Genomic DNA, 26207 nt, shown 5'->3' on the forward strand with positions numbered 1-26207 from the left:
GGCGAACAGACAATGAATATTTTAAAGAATAAAATGCAGCGCCGCGACTTTCTACGTACGATGGCAAAAGCCGGTCTAACGACAGCTTTTGCTAGCCAGTTTGCATTTTCAAACAAAGCATTTGCTGCTGCAGGTGATGCCAAACGTTTTATTATGGTCTTTTATCCAAACGGCTGCGTACGTGATAGCTGGCATTCTTATAATCTTGGTGGCTTAAGCAGTGGTAGTTTCGATACCAGCCCGTTACAACCGTTAAACAGCCATATTGATAAAATTTTACCAATTAAAAACCTCACTTATGCAGGTCATGGCGGAAGCTCCGGCCACCCAGAAGCCTGTAGCGGGGTTTTCTCAGGCGGTATACAAAATGCGACCACATTTGATGTATCCATGGGGGAAGCATTGGGTGGTCAATTGACAAACAATCTGCACGTTGGATGTTTTTCCAGTAAAACAATTAGCACAGCCTACATGCCATTTACCGACAAAAATGGAAATAAGATAGACGTACCTGACGACCCGCAAATGATATATGACAATTTAATCGCGGATGTTGTAGGTCAGGATAACTCTGACCCTTCACCAGAAACTATTCGTAGAAGAAGGGTTTTAGAGTCACTACATGAAAACTTAGATCTGTTGCAAGCTAATGCTCTAAACGTCAAGCAACAAGGCAAGCTTTTGTCACACGAGGAGTCTTTGAACTATTATCAAAACATTTTAACTTCAAGCTTGAATGTTGGCACTGGAAATTACAGCCGCCCAGTTATAGGTATGACGGGCATTGAAGCTGATGCGGAACAAATTGCAAAAGAGCAAATGCGTAATATTGCAATGGCGATGCAAGCCAATATAACCAATACGGCAAGCTTCCAGTTTATGGGGCTCAAGATGAATCTGTTAAAATAAACTTTGAAAGCATCAGACCATACATGGGAGAATTTGGCGTAGATCCTAGGTTGTATTGGAACGAAACCCGTAGCCATGTCAGTTCACACAATGAATCTGATTTGTTTGATGCGCAAACCCGTTGGTTTAACATGATGGTTGCATATATGATGGATGAACTCTCTGTACGAGCCGATACAGCATATGGCGGGACACTGTTGGATAATACGTTGATACTAGTGATGTCAGAAGTTGGTGGCGGTAATCATCAACAAGATAATCCAGGTATATATGTGGCTGGCGGTGCTGGCGGCGCTATTAGAGTGGGTAATGCGATAGATGCAGCTGGTGCTGGAATGTCGAACCTATACTTGAGTATCGCGCAAGCTTTTGGCCTTGGGTGGTCTAATTATGGCAATAGCTTTGGCACAATAAACGGCTTTTCTGTTTAGCTTGTGATGGCTTAACGTCTGATTTAGGTATTAAAATAGCCGTTAACGCAGCCAATTTAACATCGTAACCAGTATAATGCGTACGCTGGTTACGATTTTACACAACACTAAGTTTTATCTTCGTTCTCAACACTGGCCATTTGTTTGAGCTGCTTTAGTTTGCGATTAATTGCATTATCTATATAACGGCTTACCTTTAGTTTGTATTCAATGGAGGTTTCTAAAGTACTTCTTATTTCTTGAATCATGTTCCTTAAATGGGTGATATCTTGCATGATATCCGACGGAATACCAGCTGGCTGATTCATACTAATGGTTGCATTTTTATCCGGTGGCGTTAAGTCTTCTAGTAATTCTTCTTTAGTTATTTCATCTTGTGTTTTGCTACTTGTTTCAGATACACCACTCTCAACCGACTCTTCGATAATTTCATTAATGACAGTTTGTGTTTCCTCTTCACCTAAATATTTTTTTTCTTCTAAGAACCCAAACAGTAATATCCGATCACAGACTGTATTTATCCGCCTTGGGATCCCATTGGTAAAATGATAAATAAGCTCAATCGCCTCATCAGAAAACAGTTTAACTTCGCATTTAGCTGCCGCGTTAACTCTAAATTCAATATACTCGTGCGTTTCTATAGCAGAAAGTGGTTTGAGATCACACGAAGCAACGATACGTTGCCTAAACTGTTCCATACTGGGGAGCTGCAACAACTCTCTTAGCTCTGGCTGCCCCAACAAAAAACTTTGTAATAAAGGTTTACCTTCAATTTGAAAATTTGAAAGCATGCGTAGCTCTTCAACTGATTCAATTGGTAAATTTTGTGCTTCATCTACGATCAATAGCGCACGGTGACCTTGTTTGACGAAGTTTGAAAGCTCTTTTTCAATCGCCTCTAACAATTCGCCTTTCGACTTGTTTTCAGTATTAACGCCTAGTTTTGAAGCCGTTACTGTTATCAAGTCATCAGGGTTTAGTTTAGGGGTAACAATCTGAATCGCTTTAACGTCCTTCTGATCCAACTCAGCTAATAAACTATTGGCTATAGTCGTTTTCCCTGTACCGATAGCGCCTGTAATAACGATAAAACCTTCACCTTGACCTATCCCATATTTTAAGTAAGACAAGGCTCGAGTATGTAACTTACTGGCAAAAAAGAAATGGGGGTCTGGTGTTAAATGAAAAGGTTTATCTGCTAATCCATAAAAATCTTCGTACATAAATGACCCAAAAAACGTTTAGCTTTTGAAAACCTAAGATTCTACACCAAATTTTTAACGAAAGTATGTATGTAGCGCATTTTGTTTATCTACGATTTGATAAGTGAATATTTCAAGCTTTGAGCTTTGAGCTTTGAGCTTTGAGCTTTGAGCTTTGAGCTTTGAGCGGATTGTAGGTCGGCGTTCACGCCGACACAATATGCTTACTAAAATGTAGGTCTCAGCTTTAGCTCGACGTGTAGGTTGGTCTTTAGGCCAACATGAAAGATACACAATAGTCGAACTAAACATCGTCGCCCTAAAGGGCAGACCTACACTGCAGTGAAACTTATAACTAAAATGTAGATCGCAGCCTTTGTTCGACGTGTAGGTTGGTCTTTAGGCCAACAATGAAAGATACACAATAGTCGACCTAAACATCGTCGCCCTAAAGGACAGACCTACACTCGCAGTGAAACTTATAACTAAAATGTAGAACGCAGCCTTTGTACGACGTGTAGGTTGGTCTTTAGGCCAACAATGAAAGATACACAATAGTCGAACTAAACATCGTCGCCCTAAAGGGCAGACCTACACTCGTAGCTCGTAGCTCGCAGCTCGCAGCTCGCAGCTCGTCAATATTTTTGAGCTGTAAACGCAAAAAGCCCATCTCTTTCGAGATGGGCTTAATATACTTTTTCAGTTGATAATATTTTTGATTATTTCTTGATTAATTTTTTGTCTTAATCTATTTTATCAACCAATCTAATTTGAAGCCTGGCAGTGTGCTACTCTCACATGGGAAACCCCACACTACCATCGCCGCTATTGTGTTTCACTTCTGAGTTCGAAATGGATCAGGTGGTTCCACAATGCTATCGCCGCCAGGCATAAACTGTCACCTGAATGGATTCAATCATATCGCAATGCCACGGATGACAAAACACGATACTTGATTTCCAATCAAGTCTTAATCTGGACTCTTTGTAGTAAAAAAATTCTCATGCGCTCAAGCTTAATCTTTCATATTCATATTCAATAAACATTCGGCGTTGTATGGTTAAGCCGCACGGGCAATTAGTATTGGTTAGCTCAATGCCTCACAGCACTTACACATCCAACCTATCAACCTCGTAGTCTACAAGGGCCCTACAGGACCTTAAAGGTCTGTGACAACTCATCTCGGGGCTCGCTTCCCGCTTAGATGCTTTCAGCGGTTATCGATTCCGAACTTAGCTACCCGGCAATGCTATTGGCATAACAACCGGAACACCAGAGGTTCGTCCACTCCGGTCCTCTCGTACTAGGAGAAGCCCCCCTCAATTATCAAACGCCCACGGCAGATAGGGACCGAACTGTCTCACGACGTTCTAAACCCAGCTCGCGTACCACTTTAAATGGCGAACAGCCATACCCTTGGGACCGACTTCAGCCCCAGGATGTGATGAGCCGACATCGAGGTGCCAAACACCGCCGTCGATATGAACTCTTGGGCGGTATCAGCCTGTTATCCCCGGAGTACCTTTTATCCGTTGAGCGATGGCCCTTCCATTCAGAACCACCGGATCACTATGACCTGCTTTCGCACCTGCTCGACGTGTCTGTCTCGCAGTTAAGCTGGCTTATGCCATTGCACTAACCGTACGATGTCCGACCGTACTTAGCCAACCTTCGTGCTCCTCCGTTACGCTTTGGGAGGAGACCGCCCCAGTCAAACTACCCACCAGGCAGTGTCCGCATCCCCGATTAGGGGACTACGTTAGAACATCAAACATACAAGGGTGGTATTTCAAGGATGGCTCCACAACATCTGGCGACGCTGCTTCATAGCCTCCCACCTATCCTACACATGTAGGTTCAATGTTCACTGCCAAGCTGTAGTAAAGGTTCACGGGGTCTTTCCGTCTAGCCGCGGGTATACGGCATCTTCACCGCAATTTCAATTTCACTGAGTCCCGGGTGGAGACAGCGTGGCCATGATTACACCATTCGTGCAGGTCGGAACTTACCCGACAAGGAATTTCGCTACCTTAGGACCGTTATAGTTACGGCCGCCGTTTACCGGGGCTTCGATCAAGAGCTTCGCTTACGCTAACCCCATCAATTAACCTTCCGGCACCGGGCAGGTGTCACACCGTATACGTCATCTCTCGATTTTGCACAGTGCTGTGTTTTTAATAAACAGTTCCAGCCACCTGGTTACTTCGACCACCTCTCGCTCCAGTCGTTAAGACTTTCACAATAACGTGGCGTACCTTCTCCCGAAGTTACGGTACTATTTTGCCTAGTTCCTTCACCCGGGTTCTCTCAAGCGCCTTAGTATTCTCTACCTGACCACCTGTGTCGGTTTGGGGTACGGTTCTTAATAACCTGAAGCTTAGAAGATTTTCCTGGAAGCCGGGCATCAACTACTTCAACACCTTAGTGTCTCGTCTCGTATCTCAGCCTTAGTGTTCCGGATTTGCCTAGAACACCAGCCTACTTACTTTCACTTGGATAACCATCACCAAGCCAGTTTAGCCTTCTCCGTCTCTCCATCGCAGTTATTAAAAGTACGGGAATATTAACCCGTTTCCCATCGATTACGGCTTTCGCCCTCACCTTAGGGGCCGACTTACCCTGCCCTGATTAGCATGGGACAGGAAACCTTGGTCTTTCGGCGAGGGGGTTTTTCACCCCCTTTATCGTTACTCATGTCAGCATTCGCACTTCTGATACCTCCAGCAAACTTCTCAGTTCACCTTCAACAGCTTACAGAACGCTCCCCTACCACTTGAACTTACGTTCAAATCCGCAGCTTCGGTTGCTTATTTAGCCCCGTTACATCTTCCGCGCAGGCCGACTCGACTAGTGAGCTATTACGCTTTCTTTAAAGGGTGGCTGCTTCTAAGCCAACCTCCTAGCTGTCTAAGCCTTCCCACATCGTTTCCCACTTAATAAGCATTTGGGACCTTAGCTGGCGGTCTGGGTTGTTGCCCTCTTCACGATGGACGTTAGCACCCACCGTGTGTCTCCCGGATAGCACTCTACGGTATTCGGAGTTTGCAAAGGGTTGGTAAGTCGGGATGACCCCCTAGCCTTAACAGTGCTCTACCCCCGTAGGTGTTCGTCCGAGGCGCTACCTAAATAGCTTTCGGGAGAACCAGCTATCTCCCGGCTTGATTAGCCTTTCACTCCGACCCACAAGTCATCCGCTAATTTTTCAACATTAGTCGGTTCGGTCCTCCAGTTGATGTTACTCAACCTTCAACCTGCCCATGGGTAGATCGCCGGGTTTCGGGTCTATACCTAGCAACTCTACGCGCAGTTAACACTCGCTTTCGCTACGGCTACCCTATTCGGTTAACCTTGCTACTAAATATAAGTCGCTGACCCATTATACAAAAGGTACGCAGTCACAGAACAAGTCTGCTCCCACTGCTTGTACGTACACGGTTTCAGGTTCTATTTCACTCCCCTCACAGGGGTTCTTTTCGCCTTTCCCTCACGGTACTGGTTCACTATCGGTCAATTGGGAGTATTTAGCCTTGGAGGATGGTCCCCCCGTCTTCAGTCAAGATAACACGTGTCCCGACCTACTTAATACGTGATTAATGAATCTTCATATACAGGGCTATCACCTACTATGGCTGAGCTTTCCAGCTCATTCTACTAATTCATTTATCATCGGCTCTTCCCCTTTCGCTCGCCGCTACTTAGGGAATCTCGGTTGATTTCTTTTCCTCGGGGTACTTAGATGTTTCAGTTCTCCCGGTTCGCTTCTTACACCTATGTATTCAGTGCAAGATACCCTAAAAGGGTGGGTTGCCCCATTCGGAAATCTGTAACTCATGCGTCTTTTATCGACTCGTCACAGCTTATCGCAGATTAACACGTCCTTCATCGCCTCCAATTGCCAAGGCATCCACCGTGTACGCTTAGTCACTTAACCATACAACCCGAATGTTTATCGAATCGTATCATTAAACGCTTTTACGTTGATTGAATACTATGGTCTTACTTGATTAAACTCGTTTTTTTCAACGCATTTAACTTTTTTACTACTGTCCAGATTTTTAAAGAGCGTTGGCTTTTTCGGTAAAAAAAACCAAACAAGATAATTGCGTTCTCTTCAATTATTTTGTTTGGCTTCTGTCAGCCTGACTTCGTTTGTGCGTTTGTGCGTTTGGAATTTGGTGGAGCTAAGCAGGATCGAACTGCTGACCTCCTGCGTGCAAGGCAGGCGCTCTCCCAGCTGAGCTATAGCCCCATATTCTTTTCGCTTTTACATAAGGTCTTTTTATCTATTTAAAGATAGACAAGGCGTTTTATGAGGACGTTTAGTTTACTAAACGACGATTAAAACAATGCAGTATATCTTTAAATTTGGTAGGTCTGGGCAGACTTGAAATAACCAAGCCGACTCTCACCGCTAACATTAAGAACGGGGTGCGCTCTAACGTTTTCAACCTATGTTATTGGTAGGTCTGGGCAGACTTGAACTGCCGACCTCACCCTTATCAGGGGTGCGCTCTAACCAGCTGAGCTACAGACCTAAATCAGGTTAGCCTTCACTATGTTCAAGCTTTGACCTTACGAAGTCTTTCTTTGTAGTAACCTTTATTTATCTGTGTGAACACTCTGCATATTTAAATAGCATCGTTAAGGAGGTGATCCAGCCCCAGGTTCCCCTAGGGCTACCTTGTTACGACTTCACCCCAGTCATGAACCACAAAGTGGTAAGCGCCCAATGTTAAGCTACCTACTTCTTTTGCAGCCCACTCCCATGGTGTGACGGGCGGTGTGTACAAGGCCCGGGAACGTATTCACCGCAGCATTCTGATCTGCGATTACTAGCGATTCCGACTTCATGGAGTCGAGTTGCAGACTCCAATCCGGACTACGAACAGCTTTAAGGGATTCGCGTACTCTCGCAAGTTAGCTGCCCTCTGTACTGTCCATTGTAGCACGTGTGTAGCCCATCCCGTAAGGGCCATGATGACTTGACGTCGTCCCCACCTTCCTCCGGTTTGTCACCGGCAGTCTCCTTAGAGTCCCCAACTTAAGGCTGGTAACTAAGGATAAGGGTTGCGCTCGTTGCGGGACTTAACCCAACATTTCACAACACGAGCTGACGACAGCCATGCAGCACCTGTCTCACAGTTCCCGAAGGCACTTAAGCATCTCTGCTTAATCCTGTGGATGTCAAGGGATGGTAAGGTTCTTCGCGTTGCATCGAATTAAACCACATGCTCCACCGCTTGTGCGGGCCCCCGTCAATTCATTTGAGTTTTAACCTTGCGGCCGTACTCCCCAGGCGGTCTACTTAGCGCGTTAGCTTCGTTACTCACGTCTTAAAGACACAAACAACAAGTAGACATCGTTTACGGCGTGGACTACCAGGGTATCTAATCCTGTTCGCTACCCACGCTTTCGCACCTCAGTGTCAGTAATGGGCCAGGGGGCCGCCTTCGCCACCGGTATTCCTCCAGATCTCTACGCATTTCACCGCTACACCTGGAATTCTACCCCCCTCTCCCTTACTCTAGACTGACAGTTTTGAATGCACAGCCGAGGTTGAGCCCCGGTTTTTCACATCCAACTTATCAATCCACCTACGTGCGCTTTACGCCCAGTAATTCCGATTAACGCTTGCACCCTCCGTATTACCGCGGCTGCTGGCACGGAGTTAGCCGGTGCTTCTTCTGTCAGTAACGTCACAGATGATGGGTATTAACCATCACCCTTTCCTCCTGACTGAAAGTGCTTTACAACCCGAAGGCCTTCTTCACACACGCGGCATGGCTGCATCAGGGTTTCCCCCATTGTGCAATATTCCCCACTGCTGCCTCCCGTAGGAGTCTGGGCCGTGTCTCAGTCCCAGTGTGGCTGACCATCCTCTCAGACCAGCTAGAGATCGTCGCCTTGGTGAGCCATTACCTCACCAACAAGCTAATCTCACTTGGGTTCATCTCGTCGCAGGAGCCAAAGCCCCCTTTAACCCGTAGGTATTATGCGGTATTAGCCATCGTTTCCAATGGTTATCCCCCACAACAAGGCAGATCCCCAAGCATTACTCACCCGTCCGCCGCTCGACGCCTGAGAGCAAGCTCTCATCGTTTCCGCTCGACTTGCATGTGTTAGGCCTGCCGCCAGCGTTCAATCTGAGCCATGATCAAACTCTTCATAGAAAGTTTTAATCTTTGTCTCAATCTTACTGATTTAACATTCTGAATTAACAGTAGTCACTTCACTAGATTGAATATTTTGTATCTATTCAAACTATGCGAGTGCCCACACAGATAAATAATAAGGTTACTAATTTTTAAAGAGCAATTCGGCATGACCGAATGAGGCGTGCATAATACAGCGTCTCACACTTGAGTCAATAACCAATTTAAAATATTTTGATATTTTAAATTAACTATCAAACCCTCAGTTAAACAGAATTAAAAGCCTGGCAGTGTGCTACTCTCACATGGGAAACCCCACACTACCATCGCCGCTATTGTGTTTCACTTCTGAGTTCGAAATGGATCAGGTGGTTCCACAATGCTATCGCCGCCAGGCATAAACTGTCACCTGAATGGATTCAATCATATCGCAATGCCACGGATGACAAAACACGATACTTGATTTCCAATCAAGTCTTAATCTGGACTCTTTGTAGTAAAAAAATTCTCATGCGCTCAAGCTTAATCTTTCATATTCATATTCAATAAACATTCGGCGTTGTATGGTTAAGCCGCACGGGCAATTAGTATTGGTTAGCTCAATGCCTCACAGCACTTACACATCCAACCTATCAACCTCGTAGTCTACAAGGGCCCTACAGGACCTTAAAGGTCTGTGACAACTCATCTCGGGGCTCGCTTCCCGCTTAGATGCTTTCAGCGGTTATCGATTCCGAACTTAGCTACCCGGCAATGCTATTGGCATAACAACCGGAACACCAGAGGTTCGTCCACTCCGGTCCTCTCGTACTAGGAGAAGCCCCCCTCAATTATCAAACGCCCACGGCAGATAGGGACCGAACTGTCTCACGACGTTCTAAACCCAGCTCGCGTACCACTTTAAATGGCGAACAGCCATACCCTTGGGACCGACTTCAGCCCCAGGATGTGATGAGCCGACATCGAGGTGCCAAACACCGCCGTCGATATGAACTCTTGGGCGGTATCAGCCTGTTATCCCCGGAGTACCTTTTATCCGTTGAGCGATGGCCCTTCCATTCAGAACCACCGGATCACTATGACCTGCTTTCGCACCTGCTCGACGTGTCTGTCTCGCAGTTAAGCTGGCTTATGCCATTGCACTAACCGTACGATGTCCGACCGTACTTAGCCAACCTTCGTGCTCCTCCGTTACGCTTTGGGAGGAGACCGCCCCAGTCAAACTACCCACCAGGCAGTGTCCGCATCCCCGATTAGGGGACTACGTTAGAACATCAAACATACAAGGGTGGTATTTCAAGGATGGCTCCACAACATCTGGCGACGCTGCTTCATAGCCTCCCACCTATCCTACACATGTAGGTTCAATGTTCACTGCCAAGCTGTAGTAAAGGTTCACGGGGTCTTTCCGTCTAGCCGCGGGTATACGGCATCTTCACCGCAATTTCAATTTCACTGAGTCCCGGGTGGAGACAGCGTGGCCATGATTACACCATTCGTGCAGGTCGGAACTTACCCGACAAGGAATTTCGCTACCTTAGGACCGTTATAGTTACGGCCGCCGTTTACCGGGGCTTCGATCAAGAGCTTCGCTTACGCTAACCCCATCAATTAACCTTCCGGCACCGGGCAGGTGTCACACCGTATACGTCATCTCTCGATTTTGCACAGTGCTGTGTTTTTAATAAACAGTTCCAGCCACCTGGTTACTTCGACCACCTCTCGCTCCAGTCGTTAAGACTTTCACAATAACGTGGCGTACCTTCTCCCGAAGTTACGGTACTATTTTGCCTAGTTCCTTCACCCGGGTTCTCTCAAGCGCCTTAGTATTCTCTACCTGACCACCTGTGTCGGTTTGGGGTACGGTTCTTAATAACCTGAAGCTTAGAAGATTTTCCTGGAAGCCGGGCATCAACTACTTCAACACCTTAGTGTCTCGTCTCGTATCTCAGCCTTAGTGTTCCGGATTTGCCTAGAACACCAGCCTACTTACTTTCACTTGGATAACCATCACCAAGCCAGTTTAGCCTTCTCCGTCTCTCCATCGCAGTTATTAAAAGTACGGGAATATTAACCCGTTTCCCATCGATTACGGCTTTCGCCCTCACCTTAGGGGCCGACTTACCCTGCCCTGATTAGCATGGGACAGGAAACCTTGGTCTTTCGGCGAGGGGGTTTTTCACCCCCTTTATCGTTACTCATGTCAGCATTCGCACTTCTGATACCTCCAGCAAACTTCTCAGTTCACCTTCAACAGCTTACAGAACGCTCCCCTACCACTTGAACTTACGTTCAAATCCGCAGCTTCGGTTGCTTATTTAGCCCCGTTACATCTTCCGCGCAGGCCGACTCGACTAGTGAGCTATTACGCTTTCTTTAAAGGGTGGCTGCTTCTAAGCCAACCTCCTAGCTGTCTAAGCCTTCCCACATCGTTTCCCACTTAATAAGCATTTGGGACCTTAGCTGGCGGTCTGGGTTGTTGCCCTCTTCACGATGGACGTTAGCACCCACCGTGTGTCTCCCGGATAGCACTCTACGGTATTCGGAGTTTGCAAAGGGTTGGTAAGTCGGGATGACCCCCTAGCCTTAACAGTGCTCTACCCCCGTAGGTGTTCGTCCGAGGCGCTACCTAAATAGCTTTCGGGGAGAACCAGCTATCTCCCGGCTTGATTAGCCTTTCACTCCGACCCACAAGTCATCCGCTAATTTTTCAACATTAGTCGGTTCGGTCCTCCAGTTGATGTTACTCAACCTTCAACCTGCCCATGGGTAGATCGCCGGGTTTCGGGTCTATACCTAGCAACTCTACGCGCAGTTAACACTCGCTTTCGCTACGGCTACCCTATTCGGTTAACCTTGCTACTAAATATAAGTCGCTGACCCATTATACAAAAGGTACGCAGTCACAGAACAAGTCTGCTCCCACTGCTTGTACGTACACGGTTTCAGGTTCTATTTCACTCCCCTCACAGGGGTTCTTTTCGCCTTTCCCTCACGGTACTGGTTCACTATCGGTCAATTGGGAGTATTTAGCCTTGGAGGATGGTCCCCCCGTCTTCAATCAAGATAACACGTGTCCCGACCTACTTAATACGTGATTGATGAATCTTCATATACAGGGCTATCACCTACTATGGCTGAGCTTTCCAGCTCATTCTACTAATTCATTTATCATCGGCTCTTCCCCTTTCGCTCGCCGCTACTTAGGGAATCTCGGTTGATTTCTTTTCCTCGGGGTACTTAGATGTTTCAGTTCTCCCGGTTCGCTTCTTACACCTATGTATTCAGTGCAAGATACCCTAAAAGGGTGGGTTGCCCCATTCGGAAATCTGTAACTCATGCGTCTTTTATCGACTCGTCACAGCTTATCGCAGATTAACACGTCCTTCATCGCCTCCAATTGCCAAGGCATCCACCGTGTACGCTTAGTCACTTAACCATACAACCCGAATGTTTATCGAATCGTATCATTAAACGCTTTTACGTTGATTGAATACTATGGTCTTACTTGATTAAACTCGTTTTTTTAACGCATTTAACTTTTTACTACTGTCCAGATTTTTAAAGAGCGTAAAGCTTAAAAGCTTTAAGCAATATGTTTAGCCTGTAAACACATGACTTAGCGCTTTTGCACTTTTCTTTATTATCAGTAACCGTTATTTATCTGTGTGAACACTCTGCATATTTAAATAGCATCGTTAAGGAGGTGATCCAGCCCCAGGTTCCCCTAGGGCTACCTTGTTACGACTTCACCCCAGTCATGAACCACAAAGTGGTAAGCGCCCAATGTTAAGCTACCTACTTCTTTTGCAGCCCACTCCCATGGTGTGACGGGCGGTGTGTACAAGGCCCGGGAACGTATTCACCGCAGCATTCTGATCTGCGATTACTAGCGATTCCGACTTCATGGAGTCGAGTTGCAGACTCCAATCCGGACTACGAACAGCTTTAAGGGATTCGCGTACTCTCGCAAGTTAGCTGCCCTCTGTACTGTCCATTGTAGCACGTGTGTAGCCCATCCCGTAAGGGCCATGATGACTTGACGTCGTCCCCACCTTCCTCCGGTTTGTCACCGGCAGTCTCCTTAGAGTCCCCAACTTAAGGCTGGTAACTAAGGATAAGGGTTGCGCTCGTTGCGGGACTTAACCCAACATTTCACAACACGAGCTGACGACAGCCATGCAGCACCTGTCTCACAGTTCCCGAAGGCACTTAAGCATCTCTGCTTAATCCTGTGGATGTCAAGGGATGGTAAGGTTCTTCGCGTTGCATCGAATTAAACCACATGCTCCACCGCTTGTGCGGGCCCCCGTCAATTCATTTGAGTTTTAACCTTGCGGCCGTACTCCCCAGGCGGTCTACTTAGCGCGTTAGCTTCGTTACTCACGTCTTAAAGACACAAACAACAAGTAGACATCGTTTACGGCGTGGACTACCAGGGTATCTAATCCTGTTCGCTACCCACGCTTTCGCACCTCAGTGTCAGTAATGGGCCAGGGGGCCGCCTTCGCCACCGGTATTCCTCCAGATCTCTACGCATTTCACCGCTACACCTGGAATTCTACCCCCCTCTCCCTTACTCTAGACTGACAGTTTTGAATGCACAGCCGAGGTTGAGCCCCGGTTTTTCACATCCAACTTATCAATCCACCTACGTGCGCTTTACGCCCAGTAATTCCGATTAACGCTTGCACCCTCCGTATTACCGCGGCTGCTGGCACGGAGTTAGCCGGTGCTTCTTCTGTCAGTAACGTCACAGATGATGGGTATTAACCATCACCCTTTCCTCCTGACTGAAAGTGCTTTACAACCCGAAGGCCTTCTTCACACACGCGGCATGGCTGCATCAGGGTTTCCCCCATTGTGCAATATTCCCCACTGCTGCCTCCCGTAGGAGTCTGGGCCGTGTCTCAGTCCCAGTGTGGCTGACCATCCTCTCAGACCAGCTAGAGATCGTCGCCTTGGTGAGCCATTACCTCACCAACAAGCTAATCTCACTTGGGTTCATCTCGTCGCAGGAGCCAAAGCCCCCTTTAACCCGTAGGTATTATGCGGTATTAGCCATCGTTTCCAATGGTTATCCCCCACAACAAGGCAGATCCCCAAGCATTACTCACCCGTCCGCCGCTCGACGCCTGAGAGCAAGCTCTCATCGTTTCCGCTCGACTTGCATGTGTTAGGCCTGCCGCCAGCGTTCAATCTGAGCCATGATCAAACTCTTCATAGAAAGTTTTAATCTTTGTCTCAATCTTACTGATTTAACATTCTGAATTAACAGTAGTCACTTCACTAGATTGAATATTTTGTATCTATTCAAACTATGCGAGTGCCCACACAGATAAATAATAAGGTTACTAATTTTTAAAGAACGTTTTCTGAAGTTCGAACCGTTAGTCCGTTTCAGTGAGGCGCGTATCTTACGCTTCTCATTTTCGTTGTCAAGCCTTTATTTATCTCACTTTCGTTTGATGTTTTGCTTTTCAACTTTTGCGCTTGGAGTTGGCTTTTAAGCTGTTTGCTTGTTGCCGTGTCGCTGCGTTGTGGGGGCGCATTATAGGGACTAATTAAAACCCGTCAATGCTTTTTATCGATTTATTTCAGTTTTTTTGACAGTGCTTATTTTTTGATAGCATTACGGTTAAAAATCAGCTTTCAAGCGTTCTTTTTTTAACCTCAGGGTCGTTTTACAGTACAATTAATGCAGTTTATAAGGTAACTTATATTCGCTTTATCAAAATTTTCTTATTAAATAACAAAATAAATTCTTATTTTCGAGGTTTTCATGTCTAACCATATTATTAAACAAGCTTTAGTGATAGTTGCTTTAGTTCTTTTGAGTTTTTTCGTTTTACCGAATGTAGCGCCTGACCTTCCAGCCAATATCGCTATGAGTTTGGGTATTGTTTTAGGTGGATTGGTGGCAATCTTTATTGTACCAACCAGTTTAACTGACGAATCAGACGATTCTGAGAGCCCTTCTTACGAAGATGATGGTTCCACTAAAACTATATATGTGGGTAATCTCCCTTACCGCGCAAATGAAGCGGCTGTTAGAGAACTTTTTTCAAATCACGGTGACGTTAAGACAGTTCGTTTAATGCGTGATAGAAATACGGGTAAAAGAAAAGGTTTTGGTTTCGTTGAAATGGATGAGTCTGGTGCAGATAAGGCAATTGAAGCATTAAACGATTCTGATTTTCAGCAAAGAACACTTAAAGTTCGCGAAGCAAAAGACAGAAGTAATAAAGAAGAGTCTTAAAATTACCGGGTTGCCATGTATCTATGTTACATGTGCAACCCTAATTACCACTGTCATTCTGCCGCATCACCGTCCTGTTGTCCTAAAATCTGACGATTGAAGTGATTAAAACGATTCACAGCTTCCATTAATTCATTGCCTTCTAACTGAAACTGATTACTGAACACCCGATTCATTATATCCTGTATTTGTCCCTCATCAGCTAAATGCTGTCGACCTTGCGCCACCATGTTTTTTAATTCTTCGACATATTCCATTAGTGGTTGTTGTACACTCTTTGGCATAACAGGTTTATCCAAACCATGATTCTGATACTCGCTAACTGACTGATAAGCAGTTTGTGTATGACTTCGCTCCCGCGTTAACTGAACTGCATAACTACTAATTTCCGAATCATCAAAACCCAGTTTCAGAGCTTGCTGATAAGCAGCTTCAACATCCCCACCATAAAATGATTCTGCAACTGAGCTAACGCTTTGCACAAACTGACCTATAGCTTGAAGTTCCTCTTCATCCAATTCCCCTTCTACCGTATATGCAAGTCGCTCCTCATTAAAATCCAACTTGTTATATACAAATTGTGATGAATTTTGCTCTCCTTCTTGCTGGGCTGTCATTCGTGCTGTTTCTTGCTGCGCTCTAATTGAAGAAAAGTCGATAAAAACAGTATCGCCGTCTTTGGTGGTGATTTGTAATTTACCTGTATCTTTGGCGGTTATTTGATTTTCAATGCCGATATCGACTGTTTGACCAGACATATGCTTTTCTGGGTTATTAATCCGCTCAAACAGACCATCAATGCCTTCTTTAATTAAGTCATGCGCTTTTTTTATCCCCTGCGAAAGCGGGTCATCAGTCTCTTCAGTAATACCGAGCTGTTTTTTAGCTGCTGCAACGCCCTTACTAACCCCTTCTCTAGCTTGCTCAATTAACTCGTTTAACGATTCTTTGTCAGCACCAGACTCAGCCGCTCCGAGGACAACACCTTCAACAAAACTCAATACATTTTTTGCCACTTCTTCAAAATTAAATAAGGATTCATTGCGTGCTTTAATATCCGATGGTGTAAGCGGCTCTCCCATTGCCATTGGTTTATTAGCAGGTAAACTATCCAAATGACGCGCAAATGACTGTTGTAATATAGTGACACCAAACGACAATGTAGATTGTCGACTTAGATGTGTCTCTACCGCCTGAGAGCCGACTACACCACTAGGGTCTGACTTAACCGCACTGTGTTGCTCTGCAGTATTTTTATTGTCAGATTTATTGGTTGGTAGCTGAGCACTACTATTCTTGATGCTTGAAATATCCATAACATTAACCAAATATAATTTTCTCTATCTAATGTATCGGCCTAAGTTGAATATATTTTAGTCAATTTTTAAATTTAATTTTATTGATTACTGCGCTGAATCACAATTCCCGTTAAAATAACTCATTTTTCTGAGGAATAACTGTCAGATGCGCGTCGATCAAATTGATACCAAACTATACCAATCACTTTTAGAAGAGAAAGTAAAAAATACACTAGCGCTCTTCAATAATTTTGATCTACCCAACATTAGTGTCATTCCATCTTCAGAACAAGGCTACCGATTACGCGCTGAATTTAGGGTATGGCATCAGGACGATGATAGCTATTACATTATGTTTGATCCGCAAAACAAAGAAAAATTCAGGGTTGATTCTTTTATACCGGGCAGCAAGCTGTTAAATGACTTAATGAAACTTGTGCGTGAAGCATTTTTACAGTCAGAAGTGCTGAGACGTAAATTGTATCAAGTCGACTTTTTGACAACACTAAGCGGCCAAGCGCTCGTTTCTATGATATACCATAAGCCTTTAGATCAATCATGGTTAGCTGAAGCCGAACAGCTTAAAGACCATTTATCTAGTGTTGCACATATCAATATTATAGGTCGCTCCCGTAAACAAAAAGTGCTAGTTGATAACGATTATGTAACTGAAAGTTTTGAACTAGATGGAAAACAGTATCAATACAAGCAAATAGAAAACACCTTTACTCAACCAAATGGTTTAATAAATGTTGCCATGCTCTCTTGGGCTCGACATATTTCCAACGATCTTACCGGCGATTTATTAGAGTTATACTGCGGAAATGGCAATTTCAGCATTGCACTGTCAGACAAGTTCAATAAGGTTTTGGCAACTGAAATAGCGAGAACGTCCGTTAAAGCAGCCAATCAAAATTTAACAGACAATCAAATAACAAACGTTGTGATAGGCCAATCGTCAGCAGAAGACTTTTCTGCAGCCTACTTTGAAGGTAAAAAGGTTAAATCTTTAAAAGAGGTCGATTTAACAAGCTACGACTTTACCACCATATTAGTGGATCCGCCAAGAGCGGGATTGGACAGCGACACTGAGAAACTCGTAACCCGGTTTGACAATATTTTATATATTTCATGTAACCCTGAAACACTCAGCAATAATTTATCGACAATTTTACAAACACATGAAATTAAAGACTTTACTTTTTTTGACCAATTCCCATACACCCACCACATAGAAACAGGTGTTTGGTTAGAGCGAAAAAAGTAATCTAATGTGCTGATTGCTTTTGAACTCGAGCTCCACTGACAATAATTCGCAATTGCAAAATCAAGCGCCCAGAAATATTTTTCTTTTGCGCTTGAGATAAGTCTATTGCCTCGGCACCCGCATTAAACACCAACTTAACCATAGCGTCAGATTCAATTAACGCGAATTCGTGAGAACAAGCTTGCGCTTTAGCAATATAATCGGCCAGTTCCGCAATAAAATGCTCAATCTCTCTAGTAACGGCAGCCCTGAATTGACAAGAAGTACCACTTTTGGCTTGCAATAAAATCCTAAAAGCACCTTCATTAGTATCCAGAAACTCCATAAAAGTTTCGACTGACGTGGTTATAATCGAGCCTTGCGTCGCAATACGTTGCCTTGCTTGACGCATCAGCTGACGCAATAAAAGACCCGCTTCATCAACCAAAGTTAAGCCGAGTTCTTCCAATCCTTTAAAATGGCGATAAAAGGATGTCGGTGCAATCCCAGCTTCTCTTGCAACTTCGCGCAGACTCAAATTTGAAAAGTTCTTTTCCGCTGACAGTTGACGAAAAGCTGCCTGTATTATTGCCCTTCTGGTTTTCTCTTTTTGTACGGCACGAACGCCCAATGTCATCACCTAATTACAAAATAGCAAAACAATATTAAAACAAAATTGAGTAAAAAATCATAAATCACTTGATCCTAAACTTCATTAATCTAAAATTTAGCGTACACATGTACGCTAAAAAGCGACATAAGCTCCACGTAAATATAGAGGCAGATGCATGAAAAAGGCTCCCATCGTTTGGGTTAACCTACTGGTATTTTTAATCACAGGTACAATCGCACTAACCCTAGTACCTTATTACGCCATAGTTCACGGTTTTGACAAAATAGAAATTATCGCAACGATATTATGTCTAGGCTATTGTGGCATGTCTATAACGGCAGGATATCATCGGCTGTGGTCACACAAAACCTACCAAGCGCATGCTTTTGTTCGTTGGGTGTATGCGTTAGGTGGTGCATTTGCTCTGCAAAACAGTATATTACATTGGAGCTCTGATCATAGGAACCACCATAAACATGTGGATGATAATGAACGAGACCCATACTCTGCGAAAATGGGTTTTTGGCATTCACATATGGGCTGGATGATCAGAGAATATCAAGGAAAAGAATACTCCAACTATAAAAATGTGCGGGATCTTGAAAAAGATAAAATCGTCATGTTTCAACACAAATACTATTTACCGCTCACACTGGCAACCAACTTTGGGATCCCATTCTTTTTAGGATGGTTAAATGGCGACATAATCGGCATGATGTTAAGTGCAGGTGTGTTGCGATTAGTATTGAGCCATCATTTTACATTTTTTATTAACTCTCTTGCACATCTGTGGGGTAAACAAACGTACACGGCTAATCATACAGCAAGAGATAATCACTTTTTAGCCTTACTCACTTATGGTGAGGGTTATCATAATTTCCACCATACTTTTGAATATGATTATCGTAATGGCATAAAATGGTGGCAGTTTGATCCAACTAAATGGTTTATAAAAAGCGCTAGTTGGCTAGGTTTAACATATAACTTAAGAACAGCACCGGAAGAACGTATCGAAAAAGCGCGCGCCCAACATCATTTATCAACGCTTAAAGAACGCTTGATACATTTGCCGCAGCATTCAGCTGTGTTGGAAAAGTTAGAACACGAATACGAAGTTTTAATGGAACGCTTAAATGAATTTTATTCAGCCAAAAAGCGCTTATTAGACATTAAACGAAAACAACTGGGTAAAGACTATCGAAAAACCGACGTTTACCAGCAAGTACAAGAGCTAAAAAGTAAATTTGAGAATCAGAAAAATCGCTTCTTACAATTCCAACTCCCTCAGCCTGCTTAATTTAAATTAAACCACTCAGAAGCACTTTTTATCGGAGTTTTTGAGTGTTTTTTTAACTAAATCTATCCTATATGGAAAATTTTTAATCGTTATAGTTAAGATTTATGCCCCGTAATGTCATTTGTATGCGCTAGAATAGGAAACAACACACACTTGAAAAGGGCAGGATTACTTGTGAGCGATAAAGATAAACCACAAAAAAATACGGAAGAAACAACACCAAACCCAACATTCGATTATGATGCGATTGTTATCGGGACCGGTCCGGGCGGCGAAGGCGCGGCGATGGGGTTAGCCAAAACAGGAAAAAGCGTTGCTGTTGTTGAACGGCATAGTGCCGTAGGTGGCGGATGTACGCATTGGGGAACCATACCATCAAAAGCATTAAGGCAATCTGTCTCACAGCTTATTCATTTTAATACCAATCCACTTTTTAGCGAAAGCGGCAGAGAAAAGCACTTTACCTTCCCGCAGATATTAAAACATGCCGAAGGTGTAATTCGCCAACAAACCCGTTTAAGGGCCGGTTTTTATGATAGAAACCGAGTACAATTAATCAAGGGCGAAGCGTCTTTTGTCGATAAACATACTTTATGCATAACTTACCCAGACGGTTCGACGCAAAATATAACAGCACAAACGATCGTAATTGCGACAGGCTCTAGACCTTACCGACCAACCGATGTCGACTTTACAAGTGGTCGCGTCTACGACAGCGACACCATATTATCTCTAAAACACGATCCAAGAAGTATCATCATCTATGGTGCGGGGTTATTGGTTCTGAATATGCCAGTATTTTCAGAGGGTTGGGCGTCAAAGTTGACTTGATAAACACGCGTGAACGGCTGTTATCTTTCTTGGATAATGAAGTTTCTGATGCGTTAAGTTATCACCTAACAAACAGTGGTACCGTGATTCGCAACGGCGAAGAGTATGAAAGTATCAAAGCCAGTAACGATGGTGTCATTCTTCATACCAAATCAGGAAAACGATTTAAAGCAGACTGCTTATTATTTGCCAATGGTAGAACCGGTAATACTGACAAACTTAACTTATCTGCCATCGGTTTAAAAGCAGATGGCCGAGGTCAGGTAAAAGTAGATGAGAATTATCGGACAGCGATAGACAATATCTATGCGGTGGGTGATGTTATAGGCTACCCAAGCTTAGCAAGCGCGGCTTATGATCAAGGGCGCATTGCGGCAAACTATATTGTAAGCGGTGAAGTGCAATCTAAATTAATTGCAGATATCCCAACCGGAATTTACACCATCCCAGAGATAAGTTCGGTAGGCAAAACCGAACAAGAGCTTACTGCGGCTAAAATCCCATATGAAGTAGGTAAAGCTCAGTTTAAACACCTTGCTCGAGCACAAATAGCAAACTCAACGATTGGTGGATTAAAACTACTGTTCCATCCGGATACAAAAGAAATATTAGGTATTCATTGCTTTGGTACTGCTGCCTCTGAAATTGTTCATATCGGACAAGCAATTATGCAACAACAAGGGCCAGCAAACACAGTTGAGTATTTCGTAAATACCACCTTTAACTATCCGACAATGGCAGAAGCCTACCGCGTGGCTGCATTAAACGGTTTAAACCGACTTTTTTAAGAAAGGAAAGTAGTACTTTGTATTGCTTTCCGCATCCTGCGATATTTGATTAAGGGGACTAACGTCCCCTTTGTATTGATTTGCGGTTTATTTATTATGGTAAAGTGGGCTTAAATCTTTAACCGCTTGGATAAATGCGCCTGCATTTTCAGGTTTAACATCTGGGGTTATACCATGCCCTAAATTAAAGACATGACCACTTCCTGCGCCATAGCTATCTAAAATCAATTGCACTTCTTGGCGAATAACTTGCGGTGATGCATACAACACAGACGGGTCCATATTACCTTGTAAAGCAACCTTATCACCAACACGTTTTCGAGCTTCGCCAATATCAGTTGTCCAATCTAAACCGATCGCATCACAACCTGTATCGGCAATCCATTCAAGCCACTGCCCACCGCCTTTAGTAAACAAAGTGACAGGTACACGCTGTTCATCTTTACCAAGATTTAAACCATCAACAATTTTTGCCATGTAATCTAATGAAAACTCTCTGTAATTTCGAGGGGATAAAACACCACCCCAAGTATCAAAGATCATTAACGATTGAGCACCTGCATCAATTTGTGCGTTCAGATACTCAACAACAGCATCTGCAAGTTTGCTCAACAATAAATGCAATGCTTCAGGAGACTCATAACCCATTCGTTTAATTTTTGAGAATGTTTTACTACTTCCACCTTCAATCATATAAGTCGCTAAAGTCCAAGGGCTTCCGGAAAAGCCAATTAAAGGAACTTCACCTTTTAGCTCACGACGAATAGTGGAAACCGCATCCATCACATACTTGAGTGATTTAGCAGGATCAGGGACAGGTAAAGCGGCAATATCCGTTAAATCGTTTAAAGACTTAGTAAATTTTGGTCCTTCACCTGTTTCAAAATATAACCCCATACCCATTGCATCTGGGATAGTTAGTATATCTGAAAACAAAATAGCAGCATCCAACGGGTAACGTCTAAGAGGCTGCATCGTCACTTCACAGGCCAACTCAGGATTTTTGCACAATGACATAAAATCCCCCGCTTGAGCACGCACTTCTCGATATTCTGGCAAATACCGGCCCGCTTGCCGCATCATCCAAACTGGCGTACGGTCAATTGGCTTTTTCAACAAAGCATCGAGATAACGGGTATTTTTTAAAACGCTCATAAATTGTTCCCAAATCAGTTTTACTAACAACTCTAGCCAGTAAATTACATTAAAATTACAACTTTCACATTAGATACATATTTTTTATTGCTTCTATCTCTCGCTTTTGGTATAAAAGTCGAGCGCTAATGAAGACAATTAATCAGAAGCTCGGATAAACGGGACCTCAAGCACTAACCTTTTCAGCCTTACTTTTGTGAGGCTTTTTTGTTTTTATGACCAGCAACCAGCGAATCAATCATCCTGCCAGCAATAGAATAACGGCCAGGGGTTTGAGGTAAAGAATCTAAATTATACCAAGCCGCAGACAATATTTCTCGCTCATCTACCTGTATCTCACCACTTTTATATCGTGCTATAAAACCTACCATAATTTGATGTGGGAACGGCCAAGGCTGGCTACCAAAATATTGAATCTGATCGATTTCAATGCCGACTTCCTCTTTTACTTCGCGCGCTACCGCATGCTCTAATGTTTCACCGGGCTCAACAAAGCCCGCCAAAATTGAACTGCGTCCAGAACGACTTTTTTTACCCACAGCCAATAATAATTGCTCATCTTTTAAAACAGCCATAATGACACAAGGTGATAGTCTTGGATAACATCTGTGCTGGCAATGTTTGCAATGCATTGCCAACTCCCAAGAAACAGCGGTCATTTTTTTACCACAGCGACCACAAAACTTATGCGTTTGTAAAAACTGCTGAAATTGAATGGCTTTTGCAGCAAACGAAAAAGATACATCATCCATTTGGGCTTGTGTAATAAACTCTCGCAAGTTACAAAATTTGGCCGGAAACTCAGCCGCTAGAGCGACGGATGATGCACTAACCATATATACGGGTCTACCGAGAGATTCACCTAGGTGTAAAATTTTGTTCTGCTCAACACTCGCAAACAGCTCACTTTTCCGAGCAACTGGTAATGTATAATCAGAATCGGTTAACCAAACTTCGTCGTGCCGCACGACGACCCAAACAGCGACCTGCTCTACTAGATGTTTTGATGAATTAATCAACATGTTATCACTAAAACCATTTTATAATTTTGCCACATGGGACAGTTTGTTAAATTTTTATCACATTTTTAACTAAAATAAGCTAACTGTATTGCAATTTTCTTTGTGATATCGTTAGATAGAAGTATGCGCAAGTATGCCAAAAAAGGTGAAGAACTGATATGCTGACAGAACTACAAAAAGCACAACAAAAATATGGTGGAGCCAGCAATGCTATTGATAAATGGCTTGAAGAGCGCCGAGAACTTTTAGTCAGATATTGCAAACTGGCTGGACTACCTCCGTTTGAAGCGGACAAAAGCAAACTACCCGGCTCGCAAGAAATAGCGGAATTCTGCCAAGTGCTAGTCGATTATCTTTCTGCTGGTCACTTTGAAGTATTTGATAATATAGCCTCACAGTGCAAAGTAAGTGGTGGCGAAAGCTTAGAGCTGGCAAAACGATTGTGGCCAAAAATAAATGATACCACAGATATCGCGTTAAGCTTTGATGACAAATATGCCGAGATTGAAGAAAGTGCAAATTGGGATAAATTTGACAGCGATTTATCAAACTTAGGGCAAGCACTAGAAGACAGATTTGACTACGAAGATCAGCTCATTCATATTCTGTACACCAAACATACTGAAGTTGCGTAGCACGTTTGTGGTTTGCAGCATCCGATTAAATAAAAAACCGCTCAATGAGCGGTTTTTTTATAATCAATAAAGCGTGGCAATTAACCTTCGATAGAGATCAACTCAACATCAAAGATTAAAGTAGCAAATGGAGGAATACTACCAGTACCGTTTTCACCGTAAGCTAAGTTGTACGGGATGTAGAAACGATATTTAGATCCAACATTCATTAACTGAACGCCTTCAGTCCAACCTGGAATAACACGGTTAAGCGGGAAAGATGCAGGCTCACCACGATCAACAGAGCTATCAAACTTAGTTCCATCTAACAATGTACCTGTATAGTGCACAGTAACAGTGTCAGTTGCAGCAGGCTTATCACCTTCACCTTCAACTAAGACTTCATATTGCAGACCTGATTCAGTCACTTGAATCCCATCTTTTTTAGCGTTTTCTGCTAAGAAAGTTTCACCTTCAGCGCGAAACTCTTTGCTATCTTCTGCACGTTTAGCGGCTTCCAATTCTTGGTGCTGCTTTTGTAATTCTTGAAGTGCAGCCTGAATATCAGCTTGTTCTAAAGATGGATTGCCAGCCAGCATATCCGCAACACCCTGTTGAACCAACTTCATATCTAGCTCCAAACCAACAGCGTTGATTTGTTCTACAGTTGATTTCAATTGACCACCAAAATTTACACCCAAGCCGTAAGCTTGTTTTTCACTTAAAGTTTGCAAAGTTACTGCCTCTTTTTGTTGAGTTTCTTGAGATTTAGCCTGCTCTTGTGCTTCGTTGCTTGCATCTTTTCCACAACCAGCCAAAACCAAAGCAGCAGCCAAAGCGCTCACTACGCCCAATTTTTGCATATCTAATACTCCAATTTGCTATCTACCCAAATCATTTCAAATGCAAGTTCGCCTAGCAGAAGAAAATAATCTGATATACTCAAGCGAACTCAAAATCATCATTTTTTAGTTAAAGAGAATTTGGGTTAACTCGAATTCAGTTTGCCTATTTACGGCCGTTGAAACCAAAACAAGCGTAAAAGCTCTAAATAATAGAGCAATTAACAACTAATAAGTCATGAATTTAACAAGAATCTATCAAATTACCCTGTTGTCTGCTCTGTTAACGCTCACTGGCTGCCAACAAAAACAAAAACTGCCAGAAGAATCTTTCGTTCATTCACCAAATGGGGCACTGCATTCATATATTTCTCAAGATGCAAGCCACGCAATCAATATTAGTTATGATAATCAAGCTCAACTATGGAACTTGAAAGAACAGACTATGACTTTCATTTGGCAACAAAGTTCAAAAGCTGATAATTCGATGCTTCTCGCCCATATATCTCCCAATAATCGTTATGCTGTAACAGCAACACGCTCTGAGTTTGCATTATGGGACGCTCACAGTGGCAAAAATTTAGGTTACTGGCAAGTAAAAGATGCAAATATTCGTGATATCAAGGTAAATAACAGTGCAGATACGATTCTCCTCGCGCTATCAAATGGCAGTATTTCAGTGTTCAACACCAAAACCGCTCAACAAAGAAAATTTAAAGGTCACTCAACAAGTGTAAATAGCATAAGTCTTAGTCTGGATGGCAAGCATGCATTATCCGGCAGCAATGACTATCAAGCCTTGTATTGGCATATAGCGAGTGGCGAAATAATTCACAAATTTGCACTTCCCTCAAGAGTCACTAAAGTAAAAATAATTGCCCAGCACAAAGCGGTAATTAGCTCATTGCCTGAATCTATCGTCGTTAATCTAGAAAGTGGTAAGCGCTTATTTAAACTGCAACAAACAGAAAATGAATTGCTCCTCAATACGATTCGCAGCAACCTTCAAGCAAATGTGATCGCAGCAGGCTCTGATGATCGCAAAATAATGCTTTGGCAACAGCAAACTGGTAAACTGGTGACTTCATGGCAGGTGAGCAGTAAAACAAAACGAGCCTATGATGGTGCTTTAGTTAACAGTGTAGCTTTTCAACCAGATGACAATATTCTGATAAGTCAAAGCTCTACCGGTAAAACTGAATATTGGCGATACAACAACTAAACCTTAAAGCCTTTGCTGCAATTGTTTTGCAATACCACAGCCTAAAGGTTCAATTAAATGAATACAGAAAAGAGTGACCGGCTTTAAATATGACGCAGAAATTAGAAAACAAAATTGACAATTTAGAAGCACAACTCGCGTTTCAAGAAGATACCATTGCAACGCTCAATGATGCTTTAGTTTCTCAACAACAACAAATATCCTTGTTAGAAAAGCAAGTTGCATTGTTGGCCCGAAAAGTAAAAGAGGCACAGCCGGACAGCTTAATCCCCCAATCGATGGAAACACCGCCACCTCATTATTGATATGGATAGTGGCAAGCAGGT

At 43.4% G+C, this 26207-nt stretch carries 14 protein-coding genes, 2 tRNA genes, 6 rRNA genes and 1 pseudogene; 9 read left to right on the forward strand and 14 right to left on the reverse strand.

Annotated features, from left to right (window positions below):
- Positions 1–12 precede the first annotated feature (12 nt).
- Both FNT16_RS04940 and FNT16_RS20720 read left to right on the forward strand, forming a co-directional pair.
- Positions 13–909 (forward strand): DUF1552 domain-containing protein, encoded by an 897-nt coding sequence (locus tag FNT16_RS04940; protein ID WP_246072374.1) that lies wholly within the window; start codon positions 13–15, stop codon positions 907–909.
- A 23-nt stretch (positions 910–932) separates the two neighbouring features.
- The gene (locus tag FNT16_RS20720; RefSeq protein WP_246072376.1) at positions 933–1340 is read left to right on the forward strand and encodes a hypothetical protein; all 408 of its coding nucleotides are present in this window, start codon (positions 933–935) and stop codon (positions 1338–1340) included.
- 107 nt (positions 1341–1447) lie between these two features.
- Here FNT16_RS20720 and FNT16_RS04945 read toward each other — a convergent pair whose 3' ends face one another.
- From FNT16_RS04945 to FNT16_RS04990, 9 genes are all read right to left on the reverse strand, one after another.
- On the reverse strand, positions 1448–2563 hold the full coding sequence (locus tag FNT16_RS04945; RefSeq protein ID WP_143870502.1) for an XrtA/PEP-CTERM system-associated ATPase: 1116 nt from the start codon (positions 2561–2563) through the stop codon (positions 1448–1450).
- 754 nt (positions 2564–3317) lie between these two features.
- Positions 3318–3431 (reverse strand): 5S ribosomal RNA (gene rrf / locus FNT16_RS04950).
- Between the two features lie 167 nt (positions 3432–3598).
- Positions 3599–6473: ribosomal RNA gene (locus tag FNT16_RS04955) — 23S ribosomal RNA — on the reverse strand.
- 242 nt (positions 6474–6715) lie between these two features.
- A tRNA-Ala gene (locus FNT16_RS04960) sits at positions 6716–6791 on the reverse strand.
- A gap of 209 nt (positions 6792–7000) precedes the next feature.
- Positions 7001–7077 (reverse strand) — tRNA-Ile (locus tag FNT16_RS04965).
- A 107-nt stretch (positions 7078–7184) separates the two neighbouring features.
- Positions 7185–8712, reverse strand: a 16S ribosomal RNA gene (locus tag FNT16_RS04970).
- Positions 8713–8976: 264 nt separating this feature from the next.
- A 5S ribosomal RNA gene (gene rrf, locus FNT16_RS04980) occupies positions 8977–9090 on the reverse strand.
- Positions 9091–9257: 167 nt separating this feature from the next.
- Positions 9258–12133, reverse strand: a 23S ribosomal RNA gene (locus tag FNT16_RS04985).
- A gap of 260 nt (positions 12134–12393) precedes the next feature.
- Positions 12394–13921, reverse strand: a 16S ribosomal RNA gene (locus tag FNT16_RS04990).
- Together the 16S, 23S and 5S rRNA genes with 2 tRNA genes alongside form the textbook arrangement of a ribosomal RNA operon.
- Positions 13922–14476: 555 nt before the next feature.
- Between FNT16_RS04990 and FNT16_RS04995 the strand changes: the two genes are divergently transcribed.
- Positions 14477–14953 carry an RNA recognition motif domain-containing protein gene (locus FNT16_RS04995; RefSeq protein ID WP_143870503.1) on the forward strand — a complete coding sequence of 159 codons (477 nt, stop codon included), beginning with the start codon at positions 14477–14479 and terminating at the stop codon, positions 14951–14953.
- Between the two features lie 53 nt (positions 14954–15006).
- On the opposite strand, the gene FNT16_RS05000 is transcribed toward FNT16_RS04995, so the two are convergent.
- Positions 15007–16269 (reverse strand): DUF5610 domain-containing protein, encoded by a 1263-nt coding sequence (locus FNT16_RS05000; RefSeq protein ID WP_143870504.1) that lies wholly within the window; start codon positions 16267–16269, stop codon positions 15007–15009.
- Positions 16270–16417: 148 nt separating this feature from the next.
- On the opposite strand from FNT16_RS05000, the gene trmA reads away from it, so the two are divergent.
- Positions 16418–17518 (forward strand): tRNA (uridine(54)-C5)-methyltransferase TrmA, encoded by a 1101-nt coding sequence (gene trmA, locus FNT16_RS05005; protein ID WP_143870505.1) that lies wholly within the window; start codon positions 16418–16420, stop codon positions 17516–17518.
- Position 17519: 1 nt separating this feature from the next.
- Here the strand turns inward: trmA and fabR are convergent, their stop codons facing one another.
- Positions 17520–18134 carry an HTH-type transcriptional repressor FabR gene (fabR, locus tag FNT16_RS05010; RefSeq protein WP_221935082.1) on the reverse strand — a complete coding sequence of 205 codons (615 nt, stop codon included), beginning with the start codon at positions 18132–18134 and terminating at the stop codon, positions 17520–17522.
- Between the two features lie 151 nt (positions 18135–18285).
- On the opposite strand from fabR, the gene FNT16_RS05015 reads away from it, so the two are divergent.
- Positions 18286–19407 (forward strand): acyl-CoA desaturase, encoded by a 1122-nt coding sequence (locus FNT16_RS05015; protein WP_143870507.1) that lies wholly within the window; start codon positions 18286–18288, stop codon positions 19405–19407.
- Between the two features lie 285 nt (positions 19408–19692).
- Positions 19693–21026 (forward strand): annotated as a pseudogene (sthA, locus tag FNT16_RS05020) (Si-specific NAD(P)(+) transhydrogenase).
- Positions 21027–21113: 87 nt separating this feature from the next.
- Here the strand turns inward: sthA and hemE are convergent.
- Entirely contained in the window at positions 21114–22181 is a 1068-nt protein-coding gene (gene hemE / locus FNT16_RS05025) for a uroporphyrinogen decarboxylase (protein WP_143870508.1), read from the reverse strand.
- A gap of 188 nt (positions 22182–22369) precedes the next feature.
- On the reverse strand, positions 22370–23203 hold the full coding sequence (gene nudC, locus FNT16_RS05030) for an NAD(+) diphosphatase (RefSeq protein WP_143870509.1): 834 nt from the start codon (positions 23201–23203) through the stop codon (positions 22370–22372).
- Positions 23204–23361: 158 nt separating this feature from the next.
- On the opposite strand from nudC, the gene rsd reads away from it, so the two are divergent.
- Positions 23362–23838: a sigma D regulator gene (gene rsd, locus FNT16_RS05035; protein WP_143870510.1), complete on the forward strand. Its 477-nt coding sequence runs from the start codon at positions 23362–23364 to the stop codon at positions 23836–23838.
- 80 nt (positions 23839–23918) lie between these two features.
- Here rsd and bamJ read toward each other — a convergent pair whose 3' ends face one another.
- Positions 23919–24680 (reverse strand): BamJ family beta-barrel-assembly machinery protein, encoded by a 762-nt coding sequence (bamJ, locus tag FNT16_RS05040; RefSeq protein WP_143870511.1) that lies wholly within the window; start codon positions 24678–24680, stop codon positions 23919–23921.
- 217 nt (positions 24681–24897) lie between these two features.
- Here bamJ and FNT16_RS05045 point away from each other — a divergent pair, with 217 nt between their 5' ends.
- Positions 24898–25881: a WD40 repeat domain-containing protein gene (locus FNT16_RS05045; protein ID WP_143870512.1), complete on the forward strand. Its 984-nt coding sequence runs from the start codon at positions 24898–24900 to the stop codon at positions 25879–25881.
- A gap of 89 nt (positions 25882–25970) precedes the next feature.
- On the forward strand, positions 25971–26186 hold the full coding sequence (locus FNT16_RS05050; protein WP_143870513.1) for a SlyX family protein: 216 nt from the start codon (positions 25971–25973) through the stop codon (positions 26184–26186).
- The last annotated feature ends 21 nt before the right edge of the window (positions 26187–26207 follow it).

This window comes from Catenovulum sediminis, assembly GCF_007289895.1.
In the GTDB taxonomy this organism is placed as follows: domain Bacteria; phylum Pseudomonadota; class Gammaproteobacteria; order Enterobacterales; family Alteromonadaceae; genus Catenovulum; species Catenovulum sediminis.

Coding starts and splice junctions, on each gene's coding strand:
- FNT16_RS04940 (WP_246072374.1), top strand. CDS start 13: ATGAATATTTTAAAGAATAAAATGCAGCGCCGCGACTTTCTACGTACG.
- FNT16_RS20720 (WP_246072376.1), top strand. CDS start 933: ATGGGAGAATTTGGCGTAGATCCTAGGTTGTATTGGAACGAAACCCGT.
- FNT16_RS04945 (WP_143870502.1), bottom strand. CDS start 2,563: ATGTACGAAGATTTTTATGGATTAGCAGATAAACCTTTTCATTTAACA.
- FNT16_RS04995 (WP_143870503.1), top strand. CDS start 14,477: ATGTCTAACCATATTATTAAACAAGCTTTAGTGATAGTTGCTTTAGTT.
- FNT16_RS05000 (WP_143870504.1), bottom strand. CDS start 16,269: ATGGATATTTCAAGCATCAAGAATAGTAGTGCTCAGCTACCAACCAAT.
- trmA (WP_143870505.1), top strand. CDS start 16,418: ATGCGCGTCGATCAAATTGATACCAAACTATACCAATCACTTTTAGAA.
- fabR (WP_221935082.1), bottom strand. CDS start 18,134: ATGACATTGGGCGTTCGTGCCGTACAAAAAGAGAAAACCAGAAGGGCA.
- FNT16_RS05015 (WP_143870507.1), top strand. CDS start 18,286: ATGAAAAAGGCTCCCATCGTTTGGGTTAACCTACTGGTATTTTTAATC.
- hemE (WP_143870508.1), bottom strand. CDS start 22,181: ATGAGCGTTTTAAAAAATACCCGTTATCTCGATGCTTTGTTGAAAAAG.
- nudC (WP_143870509.1), bottom strand. CDS start 23,203: ATGTTGATTAATTCATCAAAACATCTAGTAGAGCAGGTCGCTGTTTGG.
- rsd (WP_143870510.1), top strand. CDS start 23,362: ATGCTGACAGAACTACAAAAAGCACAACAAAAATATGGTGGAGCCAGC.
- bamJ (WP_143870511.1), bottom strand. CDS start 24,680: ATGCAAAAATTGGGCGTAGTGAGCGCTTTGGCTGCTGCTTTGGTTTTG.
- FNT16_RS05045 (WP_143870512.1), top strand. CDS start 24,898: ATGAATTTAACAAGAATCTATCAAATTACCCTGTTGTCTGCTCTGTTA.
- FNT16_RS05050 (WP_143870513.1), top strand. CDS start 25,971: ATGACGCAGAAATTAGAAAACAAAATTGACAATTTAGAAGCACAACTC.